The organism is Streptomyces sp. NPDC058221 (genome assembly GCF_042882365.1).
Classification (GTDB): Bacteria; Actinomycetota; Actinomycetes; order Streptomycetales; family Streptomycetaceae; genus Streptomyces.
The window spans coordinates 1-15,802 of sequence record NZ_JBHVWF010000015.1; the positions used below are offsets into that span (position 1 = coordinate 1).

Below are 15,802 nucleotides of genomic sequence, written 5' to 3' on the forward strand. Positions count from 1 at the left end.
CAAAGTTGAACGCTTCAACCGCACCCTGCTGGAGGAATGGGCCTACCTACGGCCCTACACCACCAACACCGAGCGGACAGCAGCCCTCGACGACTTCCTCCACAGCTACAACTACCATCGCTGCCACACCGCACTCGGAGGCCAGCCCCCGATCAACCGAGTCAACAACGCTGCGGGTCAATACACCTAGGGCCTGTCGTCGGGCCGTTGTCCCGCTCCGGGGTGGGAACCGGATGGCGGTTCGCCGGGTGAACGGCGCTCCGCGCGGTGAGGATGTGGGCATGGGATTCCATGTCGACTCCGAGGCCGGGCGGCTGCGCCGCGTCATCCTGCACCGCCCGGATCTGGAACTGAAACGGCTCACTCCGAGCAACAAGGACGCGCTGCTCTTCGACGACGTGCTCTGGGTGCGCCGGGCCCGCCAGGAGCACGACGGCTTCGCGGACGTGCTGCGCGACAGGGGCGTCGAGGTGCACCTCTTCGGGGACCTGCTCCGCGAGTCGCTGGAGATCCCGGTGGCCCGGCGGCTGGTGCTGGACCGGGTCTTCGCGGAGAAGGAGTACGGCCCGCTCGCCACCGAGCACCTGCGGGCCGCCTTCGAGGAGCTGGACGCCACCGAGCTCTGCGAGGCGCTGGTCGGCGGGATGACCAAACGGGAGTTCCTGGAGCGGTACCGCGAGCCGACGTCGGTCCGCTTCCACGTCATGGACCTGGACGACTTCCTGCTCGGACCGCTGCCGAACCACCTCTTCACCCGTGACACCTCGGCCTGGATCTACGACGGGGTCTCCATCAACGCCATGCGCTGGCCGGCCAGGCAGCGGGAGACCGTCCACTTCGAGGCGATCTACCGTCACCATCCGCTCTTCACCGGCCCCGACGCGGGCGCCTTCCATCACTGGTCACAGGGGCAGGACGACTACCCCTCCACCATCGAGGGCGGCGACGTCCTGGTCATCGGCCGCGGCGCCGTGCTCATCGGGATGAGCGAGCGCACCACCCCGCAGGCGGTGGAGATGCTGGCCCGCGGACTCTTCGACGCGGGGTCGGCCCGGACGATCGTGGCGCTCGACATGCCCAAGAGCCGGGCGTTCATGCACCTCGACACGGTGATGACGATGGTCGACGGGGACACCTTCACCAAGTACGCGGGCCTGGGCATGCTCCGCTCGTACACGATCGAGCCGGGCGACGGCCCGCGTGACCTCAAGGTCACCGACCATCCGCCCGAGCAGATGCACCACGCCATCGCCGAGGCGCTGGGGCTGGACTCGATCCGGGTGCTCACCGCCATCCAGGACGTGCATGCGGCCGAGCGCGAGCAGTGGGACGACGGCTGCAACGTCCTGGCCGTCGAACCGGGCGTCGTCGTGGCCTACGAGCGCAACGCCACCACCAACACCCACCTGCGCAAGGAAGGCATCGAGGTCATCGAGATCCGCGGCAGTGAACTGGGCCGCGGCCGGGGCGGGCCCCGCTGCATGAGCTGTCCGGTGGTCCGGGATCCGGTGTAGCCGGCTCGGTCAGCGGCTGCCGGCCTGTTCCGGCTCACGGGCTTCGCTCAGCGGTGCGCCGAACCACCGGTGCAGTGCGGCTCGCAGACCGCTGACGTCGGCCGGCTCGTATCCGGTCCACGCCATGTGGCAGTCGGGACGCAGCAGCAGACCGGTCGCGTTCGTGCCCTCGGCCTTGCCGCTCATGACATCGACCCGGTCGTGCCAGGGCTTCGCGGCCTCGGCGAAGTCGCCGCACAGGTCCAGCAGCAGGGGCCGGGCGCTGGTCGTCAGGTCGGCCAGCCGTCGGGCGCCCGCACCGGTGTGCACGACGAGGTCGGGCGCGAAGCCCTCGGTGGTTCCGGCGAGCAGGTGGGCGATGCGTTCGGTGCCGCCGGGTGAGGCGAGCAGGTCGCCGAAGACGGTCCGCAGGGCACTGACCTCCGGTCCGGGGCGCATCAGCGCCGACTGGGACAGGGTCGAGGCCACGACGCGTTCCGCGACAGGACGGCGCTCCTCGTCATAGGTGTCGAGCAGGCCCTCGGGGGCCCACCCCTGCACCGTGGCGGCCAGCTTCCAGCCGAGGTTCACCGCGTCCTGCAGACCGAGGTTGAGGCCCGGGCCGCCGATCGCCGAGTGCACATGGGCCGCGTCGCCCAGCAGCAGGACCCGCCTGTCCCGGTAGCGCTCCGCCAGCCGGGTGTTTCCGCCGACGAGCCGTCGGAGCAGGTGCGGTCCCTCTCCCACCGGCGGATCCAGCGGGACCGGGACGCCCAGCACGCGTTCGGCGCTCGCCATCATCTCCCCGAACGTCATGGGGGTGGTGTGCTCGTCCGGCGTACCGGTTTCGGTGGTGTGCAGTGCGGGCGGACGGCCGGGCAGCAGCCCCCACACGATGGTGCCGCGCTCCGTGCGCACGTACAGGGCGGGCGGCAGGCTGCCGTAACCGGGGACGGTCAGCTCGCCGTCCGGGCTCAGGTAGTCGTCCGCCACGGACACGTTCGCGGAGCGGGTGACGAAGTCGTCGGTCGTCACTCCGGGGAAGTCGATGCCGGACAGGCGCCGCACCATGCTGCGACCCCCGTCGGCCCCGACCAGATAGCGGGCGGTGAGGGTCTCACCGCCGGCGAGGGTGATCCGGACGAGGTCGCTGTCCTGGTGCAGACCGGTCACCTCCTCGCCCATGCGGACGTCGACCCCGAGTTCCACGGCACGTTCGGCGAGCACCTTTTCTATGTGCTCCTGCGGTGCCGGGAGCACGTGCACAGGGTTGTCACCGAGACCTGTGAGGTCGAGCGTGAACGCGCCGAACATATAGCGGGGCGCGGGCAGGGGCGGCTCGCTGGATCCGCTGATGCGTGTGTAGAGGCCACGCCGGTCGAGCATGCGCACCACCTGACCGACCAGACCGTTCGCCCGGGGCTCCGTCTTCGGGCCGGCGAGACGCTCCAGCACGACCGGACGCATCCCGGCCAGTGCCAGTTCGCAGGCGAGCATCAGTCCGTTCGGGCCACCGCCGACGATTACCACATCAAGCATGACAATTCTCCTCTTCGGGGCATGGAGGGGCAGGGGCTGCGGGTGGCAGCCCCGGTACGGGGTGGGATCGAGGGGTCTGGCGAGGGGGCTACGGAGTGGGGAGTCCCGCGGCCACCATGCGCAGAGCCCGGGGCAGCAGGGTCTTCATCGGCTCGCCCGTGCCGCCGTCCACGAACAGTTCGATGGCGACGTGGTTGGCGGCCATCACGCTCGCGGCCACCAGGCGGGGGTAGAGGTCGGTACCGGGATCCGTGCCCGTGCGGTCGGCGACGGCCGCGGCGAGTTCCTTCTCCGCGATCTTGCTCGCACGCAGCATCTCGGCCTCCAGCGCGGGTTCGGCCAGCATCACCCGCAGGCCGGCCGCCCACTCGTCGGGCCCCTGGGGCGGCATGTGCTCCACCTCGGGCCCCGGCTCCAGCTGCCGCAGCGCCGCACGAGTGATCGCCTCCCACAGGGGTTCACCGGGCGGCCCTTGACGCAGCTCGGCCGCGAGCCGCAACGAGCGCTCGAGGTAGCGGAACACAATCGCTTCTGCCTTGCTGGAGAAGTAGTTGTTGTAGGTGCGCGGAGACACACCGACCGCCGCGGCGATGTCTTCGACCTTGACCGCACCCAGCCCGTGCTCGACCGTGAGCCGGGTCGCGGCCCAGCTCAGTGCCGCGCGTGTGGCTTCCTTCTTCCGTTCCCGAAGACCGCTCATGTGTTTCACATTAACAGAAGTTGCGTGTCACGCAAATATTCGCGCCACGCAACCTTGGCGCGCACGAGAGTGTCGATCCTCTGCCGCTGCGCGCCTGTATAGCGATGCATTCGGTCGTATAGACTTCCAGGGTTATTGTTTGCGTCCCCCGCCCGAACCAGGAGCAGTCACCATGGCCATAGACCTCGCAGGCCGCCACTTCATCAAGGAGCTGGACTTCACGGCCGAGGAGTTCCGCGGCCTGATCGAGCTGGCCGCGGAACTCAAGGCCGCGAAGAAGGCGGGGACCGAGGTGCAGCGGCTGCGGGGCCGGAACATCGCGCTGATCTTCGAGAAGACCTCGACCCGCACCCGGTGCGCGTTCGAGGTGGCAGCCGCAGACCAGGGCGCGTCCACCACCTACCTGGACCCGGCGGGCTCCCAGATGGGGCACAAGGAGTCGGTGAAGGACACCGCACGGGTCCTCGGCCGGATGTTCGACGGGATCGAGTACCGGGGCGACAGCCAGGCGTCCGTCGAGGAGCTGGCGGCCTACGGCGGGGTGCCCGTCTACAACGGGCTCTCCGACGACTGGCACCCCACCCAGATGCTCGCCGACTTCCTCACGATGACCGAGCACAGCACGAAGCCGCTGGAGCGGATCGCCTTCGCCTACCTCGGGGACGCCCGGTTCAACATGGGCAACTCCTACCTGGTCACCGGCGCCCTGCTGGGGATGGACGTGCGGATCGTCGCGCCCAGGGCCTACTGGCCGGCCGACGGGATCGTCGCGGAGGCCCGCAGGCTCGCCGGGGAGAGCGGGGCGACCGTCACCCTGACCGAGGACATCGCCGAGGGTGTGCGCGGCGCCGACTTCGTCGCCACCGACGTCTGGGTCTCGATGGGGGAGCCCAAGGAGATCTGGGACGAGCGCATCACCGCCCTCGCGCCGTACGCCGTGACCATGGACGTCCTGCGGGCCACCGGGAACGCCGATGTGAAGTTCCTGCACTGTCTCCCGGCCTACCACGACCTCGGCACCAAGGTCGGGCGGGAGATCCATGCCCGGCACGGTCTGACCGAGCTGGAGGTCAGCGACGAGGTGTTCGAGTCCGACCGCTCGGTCGTCTTCGACGAGGCGGAGAACCGGATGCACACGATCAAGGCCGTGCTGGTGGCGACGCTGGCGGGGCCCTGACCCGGGCAAACCGCATGTTCATGCGACCAATTGGGTGAACATGCGCACGGGTGCCTATCATGGTCCCCGTTGGTGGGGTTCGAGCTCGCACGCTCGAACCCCATTTTCGTGCGCCCCACCGGCCCCCACGGCCTCCGGCGCACCCCCCCCCGCATGAGTCACCAGAGATGAGAACAGCCCCGTGAGCCCCCTGCGCCTGCCCGGCCCGCCGCACCGCGTCAAGGACCCCCACCAGCTGATCGCCGAGTCGGGGGCCGACCTGGAGGGGCACGGCCTCAAGCGCACCATGGGGCTCTTCCAGCTGGTGTGCTTCGGAGTCGGCGCGGTCGTCGGCACCGGCATCTTCGTCGGGCTCTCCGACAGCGTCGCCGAGGCCGGACCCGCCGTCGTGCTGTCCTTCGTGCTCGCCGCGATCACCTGCATCTTCACCGCGTTCTCCTTCGCCGAGCTGGGCAGCGCGATCCCGGTGTCCGGAAGCTCCTACTCGTTCGCCTACGCCACGCTCGGCGAACGCGTCGCCTTCCTCGTCGGCTGGTGCCTGCTCCTGGAGTACGGCGTCTCGGTCTCGGCCGTGGCGGTGGGCTGGAGCCAGTACGTCAACGAACTGCTCAACAGCCTCTTCGGACGGCAGCTGCCCGACGCGCTCTCCGCCGGCCCCGGCGACGGCGGTGTGATCAATCTGCCCGCGGTCGTCGTGGTCATGATGGCCGCCACCCTGCTGGTGCGGGGCATCCGCGAGAGCGCCGGGGCCACGGCCGCGATGGCCGTCCTCAAGATCACCGTCCTGATCATGTTCTGCGCCATCGCCTTCACCGCCTTCGAGCACGGCAACCTCACCCCGTTCGCCTCCCACGGTGCGGGCGGTGTCACGGCGGGGGCGTCACTGGCGTTCTTCTCGTACATCGGCTTCGACGCGATCACGACCGCGGGCGAGGAGGTCAAGAACCCCCGGCGGAACATCCCGGTGGCGATCATGATCTGCATCGGCCTGGTCACGCTGCTCTACTGCGCGGTCGCGCTCGCCGCCATCGGTGCCCTCGGCCCGGACGCCGTCTCCGACAAGCCGGCCGCGCTCTCGCTGATCGTCGACCAGGTCACCGACTCGACGGTCGGCGGCGGGATCATCGCCTTCGGGGCGATCGTCGCCATCGCCTCGGTCGTCCTCGCCGTGATGTACGGACAGACCCGCATCCTGATGTCGATGTCGCGCGACGGGCTGGTGCCGAGGGTCTTCGAGCGGGTCTCGCCGCGGACCTCGACGCCGGTCGCCAACACCTGGATCGTGGCCACCGTCTTCGCCGTACCGGCGGCCTTCTCGTCCCTCGACGTGGTGGTGAACCTGACGACCATCGGAACGCTCGCCACCATGGTCGCGGTCAATGTCGCGGTGATCGTGCTGCGCCGCCGCAACCCCGAGGTGAAGGGCTCCTTCCGGATCCCGCTCCACCCCGTCGGCCCGGTGCTCGGCGTGGGTTTCTGCGTCTATCTCATGTACGGCACGGGCTGGACGACCTGGGTGCAGTTCGCGGTGTTCCTCGCGGTCGGGGCCGTGCTGTACGCCTGCTACGGGCGCGGCCGCTCCCGGCTGGCCGGGAGGAGCACGGGCTGACCGCCCGACGGCCCGCCGACCGGGTCAGTCCACCGGCCCGGCGGGCGAGGGCAGGGTGAACCACACGGCCTTGCCGCGTTCCGTGGTGCGGTGACCGCAGGAGGAGCTGAGGGTGCGGATCAGCAGCAGCCCCCGGCCGTGCTCCTGCCAGGGGTCCGGCTCGCTGCCGGGACCGGGCCGGGAGAGATCGCCCGGCGGGGCGGGGTCGTGGTCGTGCACCTCCACCTGGCAGCCGTCCGGCAGCAGCTCCACCACCAGCTCGATGGGCTCGTCACCGGGGGTGTGCTCCACCGCGTTGGCGACCAGTTCGGCGGTGAGCAGTTCGGCCGTGTCGCTGTCGGCGGCGGAGTCGATGTCCGCCAGCGCCGTGCGGATCAGCGCACGGGCGATCGGCACAGCCGCGGCAGAGTGCGGCAGTGCGACCCGCCAGGAGGCGGGGGCGGGGACATCGGGCGGCACGGCGGGGGCTTCCGTTCGGAGGGGGAGGCGTTCATCGAACGCACTGCTTCATGGTTTCAACCATACGAAGCCCCACGGCCGGGACAAGGGCCTGTCGACCGGTACGAAGGGGACGTTCGTCACTACGGTCTCACGCTCCGCTTATCGCGTACTCGTGACGGAAGTCACGTACGAGTGATAAATTCGAGGTCGGCAGCAGCCCACGGCTGAAGGGGATCGCCCTCCATGAGTCCGTTTCCGAGCTCCGCAGCACGTACGGAGAACTGGCGCCATCTCCGGGTCACGACGTGCGACGGCGTCGCCACCGTCACCCTCGCCCGCCCCGAGAAGCTCAACGCGCTGACCTTCGGCGCCTACGCCGACCTGCGCGACCTGCTGGCCGAGCTGTCCAGGGAGCGTTCCGTGCGGGCACTGGTGCTGGCCGGTGAGGGACGCGGGTTCTGCTCCGGCGGCGACGTGGACGAGATCATCGGTGCCACCCTCGCGATGGACACCGCCCAGCTGCTGGACTTCAACCGGATGACCGGCCAGGTGGTACGCGCTCTGCGCGAATGTCCGTTCCCCGTCGTCGCGGCCGTGCACGGGGTCGCCGCGGGAGCAGGCGCCGTCCTCGCGCTGGCCGCCGACTTCCGGGTAGCCGACCCGACGGCCCGGTTCGCCTTCCTCTTCACCCGCGTCGGGCTCTCCGGCGGCGACATGGGCGCGGCCTATCTGCTGCCCCGGGTGGTGGGTCTCGGCCATGCCACCAGACTGCTGATGCTCGGCGACCCCGTCCGCGCCCCCGAGGCGACACGCATCGGGCTGATCAGCGAGCTGACCGACGAAGGCCGGGCCGGTGAACGGGCCGCGGAGCTCGCCCGCCGCCTCGCGGACGGCCCGGCGCTCGCCCTCGCCCAGACCAAGGCGCTGCTCACCGCCGAGCTCGACATGCCGATGGCCGCCGCTGTGGAGATGGACGCCGCCACCCAGGCCCTGTTGATGCACGGCGAGGACTACGCCGAATTCCATGCCGCCTTCACCGAGAAGCGGCCGCCCAAGTGGCAGGGCCGGTAGGGCGATGACGTCGCCAGGAGCGCCGGGCACCGGCACCCGGTCCGGGGGCCCGCAGCGCATCGCCGTCATCGGCGGCGGCCCCGGCGGGCTCTACGCCGCGGCGCTGCTCAAGCGGCTCGGCCCGGAGCGCGAGATCACCCTCTGGGAGCGCAACGCCCCCGACGACACCTTCGGCTTCGGCGTCGTCCTCTCCGACGAGACCCTCGGCGGCATCGAGCACGCCGACCCCGTCGTGCACCGCGCGCTCCAGAAGGAGTTCGTCCGGTGGGACGACATCGACATCGTCCACCGCGGCCACACCCAGACCTCCGGCGGCCACGGCTTCGCCGCCCTCGGCCGCCGCCGCCTCCTGGAGATCCTGCACGAGCGCTGCGCGTCCCTCGGGGTACGGCTCCGCTTCCGGACCCAGGCACCGCCCGCCGCCGAACTCGCCGCCTCGTACGACCTGGTGATCGCCGCCGACGGCGTGCACAGCCTCACCCGCACCGCGCACGCCGACAGCTTCGGCCCTCGCGTCACCACCCACCGCTGCCGCTACATCTGGCTCGCCGCCGACTTCGCCCTGGACGCCTTCCGCTTCGAGACCGCCGAGACCGCGTACGGCGTGATGCAGCTGCACGGCTACCCCTTCGCCCCGGACGCGTCGACCGTCATCGTGGAGATGCGCGAAGAGGTCTGGCGGGCCGCCGGGCTCGACACCTGCGACCCCGCGGAATCGACCCGGCACTGCGCGAGGATCTTCGCGGACGCACTCGGCGGCCGGCCGCTGCGCTCCAACAACTCCTCCTGGCTCACCTTCAGCACCGTCGTCAACGACCGCTGGTCGCACGGCAACACGGTCCTCATCGGCGACGCCGCCCACACCGCTCACTTCTCCATCGGCTCCGGCACCAAGCTCGCCGTCGAGGACGCCCTCGCGCTCGCCGCCTGCATCGAGGAACAGCCCGGCCTGCCCGCCGCCCTCGCCGCGTACGAGAGCGAGCGCCGCCCCGTCGTCGAATCGACCCAGCGCGCCGCGGCGGCCAGCCTGCGCTGGTTCGAGGAGCTGGGTACGTACGTCGACCAGCCGCCCCGCCAGTTCGCATTCAACCTCCTCACCCGCAGCCGCCGGGTCACCCACGACAACCTGCGGCTGCGCGACGCCGGGTTCGCCGCGGCCGTCGAGGAGGAGTTCGGCTGCCCGCCCGGCACCCCGCCGATGTTCACCCCGCTGCGGCTGCGCGGACTGGAACTGCGCAACCGTGTCGTCGTGTCGCCCATGGACATGTACTCGGCCACCGACGGCGTCCCCGGCGACTTCCACCTCGTCCACCTGGGGGCCAGGGCGCTCGGCGGGGCCGGGCTCGTCATGACGGAAATGGTCTGCGTGAGCCCGGAGGGACGCATCACCCCCGGTTGCACCGGTCTCTACACCGACGGACAGGCCGCGGCCTGGCGCCGGATCACCGATTTCGTGCACACCGGATCGCCCGGCACCGCGATCGGGATCCAGCTCGGCCACTCCGGCCGCAAGGGCTCCACCCGGCTCATGTGGGACGGCATCGACCAGCCCCTCGACGAGGGCAACTGGCCCCTGACCGCCGCCTCCCCGACCCCGTACGCACAGGGCGTCAGCCAGGTCCCGCACGCCCTGGACGAGGCCGGTCTCGACGCCGTGCGCGAGCAGTTCACGGCTGCCGCCCGGCGCGCCGACGCCTGCGGATTCGACCTCCTCGAACTCCACTGCGCCCACGGCTATTTGCTCTCCGGCTTCCTCTCCCCGCTCACCAACCACCGCACCGACCGGTACGGCGGACCGCTGGAGAACCGGCTCCGCTTCCCGCTTGAGGTCTTCGACGCGGTCCGGGAACGGTGGCCGGACGACCGGCCGATGACCGTACGGATCTCCGCCACGGACTGGGCCGAGGGCGGCACGACGGCAGAGGACGCCGTCGAGATCGCCCGTGCGTTCGTCGCGCACGGCGCCGACGCCATCGACGTCTCCACCGGGCAGGTCGTCCCCGGCGAACGGCCCGAGTACGGGCGCTCCTACCAGACCCCGTACGCCGACCGGATCCGCAACGCCCTGTGCGTTCCCGTAGTCGCCGTCGGCGCGATCTCCTCCTGGGACGACGTCAACTCCCTGCTGCTGGCGGGGCGCGCCGACCTCTGCGCCCTGGCCCGCCCGCACCTGTACGACCCGCACTGGACGCTGCACGCGGCCGCCGAGCAGGGCTACGCGGGGCCGGGCGCACCCTGGCCGCTGCCGTACGGCGCGGGCAGCCGCCCCCCGCCGACCGGCCGCACCGACGCACCCAGACCACGGCTCACTCTGGGCTGAGCGGCAGGCACTCGTGACAGAGGCAGGGGTCGGGGTGCGGGGCGCCGTGATGGTGGTGCCGCTCGTGCCGCGCTATCCGCTCCAGCAGCGCGGCCAGCTCCTCGGCCTCCTCGCGGGTGCGCGGCTCGGTGCCGCACCGCCTCAGCACCGCCGGGCTGTACACCAACTGGGCCCGGAAGGTGTGCAGATGGCGGGTCCCGGTGTCGATGGTGATCCACCGGCCGTTGCCCCGGCCGTGGCCCACCGCCGTCAGCTGCTCGTTGCCCATTCCGGGGTAGGTGCCGATGACGTAGACCTTCGCCCCGCCCCGGAACGCCTTCGTGCCGGGCCGCAGCTCCTGCCCCAGATCCCCGTACCGGCGCCACCGCACCACGTTCGCCGCGACCAGCCAGACCGGCTCCGTCGGGTCATCCATCACGCTCCTCCTCGGCGCTGACCAGCAGCCGGTCCGAGACCGCACGGTAGCCGATGCGCGTGTACACACCGTTGCTCGTCGGGTTGGCGAGATCGGTGAACAGCAGCACCTCGTCCGCCCCCGCTGCCCGGGCGGCCCGGCTGACCTCGGCGGTCACCGCCGCCGCATAGCCGCGGCCGCGGTGCTCCGGCGGGGTGTAGACCGGAGCGACGCGCGCCGTGCCCGCGAGCTGCGGCGAGATGCCCGCCATCGACACGGGCACACCGTCGTGCTCCCAGAGGGTCAGCCGGCCTTCCTCCGTCCGCTCGTCGACCGCCCGCCCATGCCGTTCGCCGTGCCCGGCCGGCCCCCCGATGTCCTCGGCGAACGCGGCATACCACCGCAGCAGCAGGTCCCGGTCCGCAGGAGTCGCGGCCCTCGCCCGGCCGCCGGGGGCAGGCGACGGCGGGACCAGCTCGCCCAGCCGGTACAGCCGCTGCTCCTCGTCGACACGGTGCCCCGGCCAGTGGGCGGCCACCGCCTGAGCCGTGGCCCGGTCGGCGTTGACGTGGGTGAGCCGGCGGGCGGCCATCAGCGGACCCACCGCCTCAGGGACGAGCGCGTTCAGCGTCGCGGGATAGGGCGGGGTCTGGAGCAGGGTGCCCGCCACCTCGCCGTCGGCGCCGCGCCACCAGCCGAACACCGGGGCGTGGTCGCCGTAGGCGTGCGGGCCGTGGCGGCGCAGGGCCGCGGTGACGGTCAGCACGACCGTGCTCTCGGCCGGCCGGGCGGCCAGCGAGGGGCCGACCGTGTCGAGGAAGAGGTCGACGTCGTCCGTGAAGGTCCAGGTCATGCGTCAGCATTCTGCCGGGCGCACCACCCGCGGAGCATGTGCTTTAACCGCGGACGAACTCCGCCCCCGCGTCCCGCAACCGCTCGTGCAGCAGCCCGAAGACCTCCGCGGATCTGCCGCCCGGCCACTTCCGCGGCAGCAGCTCCTTCGACAGCCCCGGGTCCGCGTACGGCACCTGCCGCCAGGAGTCCAGCGCCGTCAGGTAGTCCCGGTACGCTGCCTCCGGATCGGGCGCCTCGTCCGGGCGGGACTCCCAGGACCGCAGCACCGGTTCGTGGTGCTCCAGGAAGTCGTCGTGCAGCCGGGCCACGGCCTCCAGGTCCCACCAGCGGGCCACCGACTCCGCGGTGGCCGCGAAGCCCAGATGGTCACCGCGGAACAGCTCCACGTACGGGGCGAGTTCCAGTCGCTCCAAGGTGTGCCGGGTCTCGTCGTACAGCCTGGCCGGCGCGATCCAGACGCCGGGCGCCGCGGTGCCGAAACCGAGCCGGGACAGCCGTGAGCGCAGCAGGTGCCGCTTGTGGCGCTCGGCTTCCGGTACGGAGAACACGGCGAGCAGCCAGCCGTCCTCGATCCGCGGTTCCGGGTGCCGGTAGATCCGCCGGTCCCCGTCGTCGAGGAGCTGCCGGGCATCGGGGGAGAGGGCGTATCCGGCCGCCCCGCCCGCCGTACGGGCGGCGACGAGCAGCCCGCGCCGCTTCAGCCGGGACACGGAGGACCGCACGGCCGGGGCCTCGACACCGACGGCTCCCAGCAGCCGGACGAGTTCGGCCACCGGCAGGGGGGCGTCGTCCGGAGTGCGGCCGTACGCCCCGTAGAGGGTGACGATCAGAGAGCGGGGTGTGTGCGGTTCGGCCATGTGATCATTCTCGGTCCGGTGGGCCTGCCGCCGCACCGGGTTCGTCCTCCCGGAGCCGGAACCGCTGCAGTTTGCCGGTGGCGGTCCGGGGAAGTGCGGGCAGGAACGCGATGAGTCGCGGGCATTTGTGCGGGGCCAGCTCCGTCCGCATGAAGGCGCGCAGTTCGTCGGCCGAGAGCGCGGAGCCTTCCCGCAGGACGACGTACGCCGCCACGATCCGGCCCCGCAGCTCGTCCTCGCGGCCCACCACAGCGGCCTCCGCCACGTCCGGGTGGCGCAGCAGGGCATCCTCGACCTCGGGGCCGGCGATGTTGTAGCCGGAGGAGATGATCATGTCGTCGGCGCGTGCCACGTACCGGAAGTAGCCGTCCGCGTCGCGCACATAGGTGTCGCCGGTGAGGTTCCAGCCGTGCCGTACGTACTCCCGCTGCCGCTCGTCGGCGAGGTAGCGGCAGCCGACGGGGCCGCGGACGGCGAGCAGCCCCGGCTCGCCGTCCGGCACCGGTGCGCCCTCCCGGTCCACCACCCGGGCCTGCCAGCCGGGCACCGGGACGCCGGTGGTGCCCGGGCGGATCGCGTCGTCGGCGGCGGAGACGAAGATGTGCAGCAGTTCGGTGGCGCCGATGCCGTTGATGATGCGCAGACCGGTCCGCTCGTACCAGGCCCGCCAGGTCGCGACCGGCAGATTCTCACCCGCCGACACACAGCGCCGCAGTGCGGACAGATCGTGCCCGTCGAGCTGGTCGAGCATCACCCGGTAGGCGGTGGGCGCGGTGAACAGCACCGAGACGCGGTGGGCGGCCAGGGCGGGCAGCAGCTGTTTGGGGCCGGCCTGTTCCAGCAGCAGCGCCGAGGCGCCGGCCCTCAGCGGGAAGACGACCAGTCCGCCGAGCCCGAAGGTGAAGCCCAGTGGCGGGCTGCCGGCGAACACGTCGTCGGGCACCGGCCGCAGGACGTGCCGCGAGAAGGTGTCGGCGATGGCGAGCACATCGCGGTGCAGATGCATGCAGCCCTTGGGGCGGCCCGTGGTCCCCGAGGTGAACGCGATCAGCGCGACATCGTCCGACGCGGTGTCCACGGCCCGGTAGGGGCCCGGTCTGGCGGCAGCCAGCCGCAGCAGATCGTCCGGGGCGTCACCCCCGAACGCGGTGATCCGCAGCCCCGGAACCTGTGCCCCGGCCAGGTCGTCGACCGAGCGGACGTCGCACAGCGCGTGGCTGATCCGGGCGATCGAGCAGATGGTCGCGAGTTCGGTGGCCCGCTGCTGGGCCAGTACGGTGACGGCGATGGCGCCGGCCTTCAGCACCGCAAGCCAGCAGGCGGCCAGCCGGGGTGTGGTGGGGCCGCGCAGCAGCACGCGGTTTCCCGGGACGACCCCCAGGTCCGAGGTGAGGACATGGGCGATCCGGTCGACCAGGTCCCGCAGCTCCCCGTAACCGATCACCGCGCCGTCCGGTGTGCGGAAGGCGGGGCGGTCGGCCCCGAAATGGTCCGCCGTGCGGTCCAGGAGCTCGACGGCGCAGTTCAGCCGGTCCGGATAGTGCAGCTCGGGCAGGTCGAAGACCAGTTCCGGCCACTGGTCCGCGGGTGGCAGATGTTCCCTGGCAAAGCTGTCGATGTGCGCTGAGGTCTTCGGGTCCAAGACGGATCGCCCCCTTGTCGCCTCTGGAGCGTATCGTTTGAGTGACGGTAGTCAACGGTCCGCGATAAAACGGGGTACGAGGCAAGGCGCGACAGAACGGCATGCGGAGAGCTGCCGACGGGACTCCGACAAGAGAGGCGCCGGTATGACGGCATTCTCGCTCGATCCGGACCGGACCGCCTGGTGCGAGGAACTGCGCACCCTTGCCGAGCAGCGCCTGCGCCCGCTCGCCGAGAAGGGCGATCCGGGCCATGTGAACCGCCCGCTGGTCGCCGCCCTCGGCGAGCTGGGCCTGCTGGACCGGCTGCTGGGCTCCGGCGCCCTGGACCTGTGCCTGCTGCGCGAGTCCCTCGCCCGCGGCTGCACGGAGGCCGAGACCGCCCTGGCGCTCCAGGGCCTCGGCACGTACCCCGTGGTGCAGGCGGGCACCCCGGCCCACCGCGAACGGTGGCTGCCCGAGGTGCGGGCGGGCCGCGCCGTCGCCGCTTTCGCGCTCTCCGAGCCGGGGGCCGGTTCGGATGCGGCGGCCCTCGCCCTCGATGCCGCGCCCGCACCGGACGGCTGGCGGCTGACCGGCGAGAAGTGCTGGATCTCGAACGCCCCCGAGGCCGACTTCTACACCGTCTTCGCGCGGACGACCGAGGGCGCCGGAGCCCGCGGCGTCACCGCATTCCTGATCCCCGCCGACCGCCCGGGGCTGACCGGCACCTCCCTCGACATGCTCTCGCCGCACCCCATCGGCAGCCTCGCCTTCGACGGCGTACCGGTCACCCCCGACGACGTGCTCGGCGAACCGGACCGGGGCTTCCGGGTCGCCATGAACACCCTCAACCTGTTCCGCCCCAGCGTCGGCGCCTTCGCCGTCGGCATGGCCCGCGCCGCCCTCGATGCCACCGTCGGACACACCGCGGAGCGCACCGCGTTCGGCGGCCCGCTCAAGGACCTGCAGTCGGTCGCGCACCAGGTCGCCGAGATGGCCACCCGCACCGAGGCCGCCCGGCTGCTGGTGTACGCGGCCGCCGCCGCGTACGACGCGGGGGAGCCCGGCGTCCCGCGCCGGGCCGCCATGGCCAAGCTGTACGCGACCGAGACCGCGCAGTACGTCGTGGACACGGCCGTCCAGCTGCACGGCGCCCGCGCCCTGCGCCGCGGCCATCTGCTCGAACACCTCTACCGCGAGGTCCGCGCCCCGCGGATCTACGAGGGCGCGAGCGAGGTGCAGCGCACCATCATCGCCAAGGAGCTGTACGCGAACCGGGAGCCGTCCGCATGAGTCCGATCCACCGGATCAACCCCGCCGAACTGTCCCCGCCGGCGGGCTTCTCGCACGCCGTCACCGCCACCGGGAGCCAACTGGTCTTCCTGGCCGGGCAGACCGCGCTCGACCAGCAGGGCGGCATCGTCGGCGACACCCTGCCCGAGCAGTTCGCCACCGCCCTCGGCAATCTGCTCACGGCCCTGCGCGCCGCGGGCGGTTCCCCGCAGGACCTGGCCCGGGTCACGGTCTACGCCACCGATGTCGCCGACTACCGCGAGCACGCCGCTGAACTGGGCCGGATCTGGCGGCGGCTCGCGGGCCGCGACTACCCGGCGATGGCCGTGATCGGGACGGCCCGGCTCTGGGACGAGCAGGCGCTCGTGGAGATCGACGGGGTGGCCGTACTGCCCTGAGACCTCGAACGCCCGGTGGGGACCCTGGAGTCC

Annotated in this window: 15 protein-coding genes; 8 read left to right on the top strand and 7 right to left on the bottom strand. The window is 71.7% G+C overall.

The window, feature by feature from the left end; all coding sequences use genetic code 11:
- Positions 1–190, top strand: a 190-nt coding sequence (locus tag ACFVW8_RS07530) for an integrase core domain-containing protein (protein WP_389687082.1), incomplete at its 5' end; no start/stop codon positions are given.
- Positions 191–281: 91 nt separating this feature from the next.
- Complete coding sequence (locus ACFVW8_RS07535) at positions 282–1,514, top strand: arginine deiminase (protein WP_389687084.1); 1,233 nt, start codon at positions 282–284, stop codon at positions 1,512–1,514.
- 9 nt (positions 1,515–1,523) lie between these two features.
- Here ACFVW8_RS07535 and ACFVW8_RS07540 read toward each other — a convergent pair whose 3' ends face one another.
- The gene (locus tag ACFVW8_RS07540; RefSeq protein WP_389687086.1) at positions 1,524–3,032 is read right to left on the bottom strand and encodes an FAD-dependent monooxygenase; all 1,509 of its coding nucleotides are present in this window, start codon (positions 3,030–3,032) and stop codon (positions 1,524–1,526) included.
- A gap of 88 nt (positions 3,033–3,120) precedes the next feature.
- The gene (locus ACFVW8_RS07545; protein ID WP_389687088.1) at positions 3,121–3,732 is read right to left on the bottom strand and encodes a TetR family transcriptional regulator; all 612 of its coding nucleotides are present in this window, start codon (positions 3,730–3,732) and stop codon (positions 3,121–3,123) included.
- Between the two features lie 172 nt (positions 3,733–3,904).
- Here ACFVW8_RS07545 and argF point away from each other — a divergent pair, with 172 nt between their 5' ends.
- Both argF and ACFVW8_RS07555 read left to right on the top strand, forming a co-directional pair.
- Positions 3,905–4,909, top strand: a complete 1,005-nt coding sequence (argF, locus tag ACFVW8_RS07550) for an ornithine carbamoyltransferase (protein WP_389687090.1) — start codon at positions 3,905–3,907, stop codon at positions 4,907–4,909.
- A 181-nt stretch (positions 4,910–5,090) separates the two neighbouring features.
- Positions 5,091–6,518, top strand: a complete 1,428-nt coding sequence (locus ACFVW8_RS07555) for an amino acid permease (RefSeq protein ID WP_389687092.1) — start codon at positions 5,091–5,093, stop codon at positions 6,516–6,518.
- A 24-nt stretch (positions 6,519–6,542) separates the two neighbouring features.
- Here ACFVW8_RS07555 and ACFVW8_RS07560 read toward each other — a convergent pair whose 3' ends face one another.
- Entirely contained in the window at positions 6,543–6,977 is a 435-nt protein-coding gene (locus ACFVW8_RS07560) for an ATP-binding protein (protein ID WP_389687094.1), read from the bottom strand.
- Positions 6,978–7,202: 225 nt separating this feature from the next.
- Here ACFVW8_RS07560 and ACFVW8_RS07565 point away from each other — a divergent pair, with 225 nt between their 5' ends.
- On the top strand, positions 7,203–8,030 hold the full coding sequence (locus ACFVW8_RS07565) for an enoyl-CoA hydratase family protein (RefSeq protein ID WP_389687096.1): 828 nt from the start codon (positions 7,203–7,205) through the stop codon (positions 8,028–8,030).
- Positions 8,031–8,034: 4 nt separating this feature from the next.
- Positions 8,035–10,350: a bifunctional salicylyl-CoA 5-hydroxylase/oxidoreductase gene (locus ACFVW8_RS07570; RefSeq protein WP_389687098.1), complete on the top strand. Its 2,316-nt coding sequence runs from the start codon at positions 8,035–8,037 to the stop codon at positions 10,348–10,350.
- Here ACFVW8_RS07570 and ACFVW8_RS07575 read toward each other — a convergent pair.
- Genes ACFVW8_RS07575 through ACFVW8_RS07590 form a run of 4 tightly spaced genes read right to left on the bottom strand, consistent with a single transcriptional unit; the run spans position 10,337 to position 14,098 of the window.
- Positions 10,337–10,765 (bottom strand): hypothetical protein, encoded by a 429-nt coding sequence (locus ACFVW8_RS07575; RefSeq protein ID WP_389687100.1) that lies wholly within the window; start codon positions 10,763–10,765, stop codon positions 10,337–10,339. The genes ACFVW8_RS07570 and ACFVW8_RS07575 overlap by 14 nt on opposite strands.
- On the bottom strand, positions 10,758–11,597 hold the full coding sequence (locus tag ACFVW8_RS07580) for a GNAT family N-acetyltransferase (protein ID WP_389687102.1): 840 nt from the start codon (positions 11,595–11,597) through the stop codon (positions 10,758–10,760). The genes ACFVW8_RS07575 and ACFVW8_RS07580 overlap by 8 nt, the downstream gene beginning before the upstream one ends.
- Positions 11,598–11,640: 43 nt before the next feature.
- Positions 11,641–12,456 carry a PaaX family transcriptional regulator C-terminal domain-containing protein gene (locus tag ACFVW8_RS07585; protein WP_389687104.1) on the bottom strand — a complete coding sequence of 272 codons (816 nt, stop codon included), beginning with the start codon at positions 12,454–12,456 and terminating at the stop codon, positions 11,641–11,643.
- A gap of 4 nt (positions 12,457–12,460) precedes the next feature.
- On the bottom strand, positions 12,461–14,098 hold the full coding sequence (locus ACFVW8_RS07590) for an AMP-binding protein (protein ID WP_389687106.1): 1,638 nt from the start codon (positions 14,096–14,098) through the stop codon (positions 12,461–12,463).
- Between the two features lie 145 nt (positions 14,099–14,243).
- Here ACFVW8_RS07590 and ACFVW8_RS07595 point away from each other — a divergent pair, with 145 nt between their 5' ends.
- Positions 14,244–15,371: an acyl-CoA dehydrogenase family protein gene (locus ACFVW8_RS07595; RefSeq protein WP_389687108.1), complete on the top strand. Its 1,128-nt coding sequence runs from the start codon at positions 14,244–14,246 to the stop codon at positions 15,369–15,371.
- Positions 15,368–15,769: a RidA family protein gene (locus tag ACFVW8_RS07600; protein ID WP_389687110.1), complete on the top strand. Its 402-nt coding sequence runs from the start codon at positions 15,368–15,370 to the stop codon at positions 15,767–15,769. The genes ACFVW8_RS07595 and ACFVW8_RS07600 overlap by 4 nt, the downstream gene beginning before the upstream one ends.
- Positions 15,770–15,802 lie beyond the last annotated feature (33 nt).

What these genes read in the sequence shown, in the direction of transcription:
- ACFVW8_RS07535 (WP_389687084.1), top strand. Translation starts at nt 282, where the DNA reads ATGGGATTCCATGTCGACTCCGAGGCCGGGCGGCTGCGCCGCGTCATC.
- ACFVW8_RS07600 (WP_389687110.1), top strand. Translation starts at nt 15,368, where the DNA reads ATGAGTCCGATCCACCGGATCAACCCCGCCGAACTGTCCCCGCCGGCG.
- ACFVW8_RS07565 (WP_389687096.1), top strand. Translation starts at nt 7,203, where the DNA reads ATGAGTCCGTTTCCGAGCTCCGCAGCACGTACGGAGAACTGGCGCCAT.
- ACFVW8_RS07580 (WP_389687102.1), bottom strand. Translation starts at nt 11,597, where the DNA reads ATGACCTGGACCTTCACGGACGACGTCGACCTCTTCCTCGACACGGTC.
- ACFVW8_RS07575 (WP_389687100.1), bottom strand. Translation starts at nt 10,765, where the DNA reads ATGGATGACCCGACGGAGCCGGTCTGGCTGGTCGCGGCGAACGTGGTG.
- ACFVW8_RS07545 (WP_389687088.1), bottom strand. Translation starts at nt 3,732, where the DNA reads ATGAGCGGTCTTCGGGAACGGAAGAAGGAAGCCACACGCGCGGCACTG.
- argF (WP_389687090.1), top strand. Translation starts at nt 3,905, where the DNA reads ATGGCCATAGACCTCGCAGGCCGCCACTTCATCAAGGAGCTGGACTTC.
- ACFVW8_RS07585 (WP_389687104.1), bottom strand. Translation starts at nt 12,456, where the DNA reads ATGGCCGAACCGCACACACCCCGCTCTCTGATCGTCACCCTCTACGGG.
- ACFVW8_RS07570 (WP_389687098.1), top strand. Translation starts at nt 8,035, where the DNA reads ATGACGTCGCCAGGAGCGCCGGGCACCGGCACCCGGTCCGGGGGCCCG.
- ACFVW8_RS07540 (WP_389687086.1), bottom strand. Translation starts at nt 3,032, where the DNA reads ATGCTTGATGTGGTAATCGTCGGCGGTGGCCCGAACGGACTGATGCTC.
- ACFVW8_RS07595 (WP_389687108.1), top strand. Translation starts at nt 14,244, where the DNA reads ATGACGGCATTCTCGCTCGATCCGGACCGGACCGCCTGGTGCGAGGAA.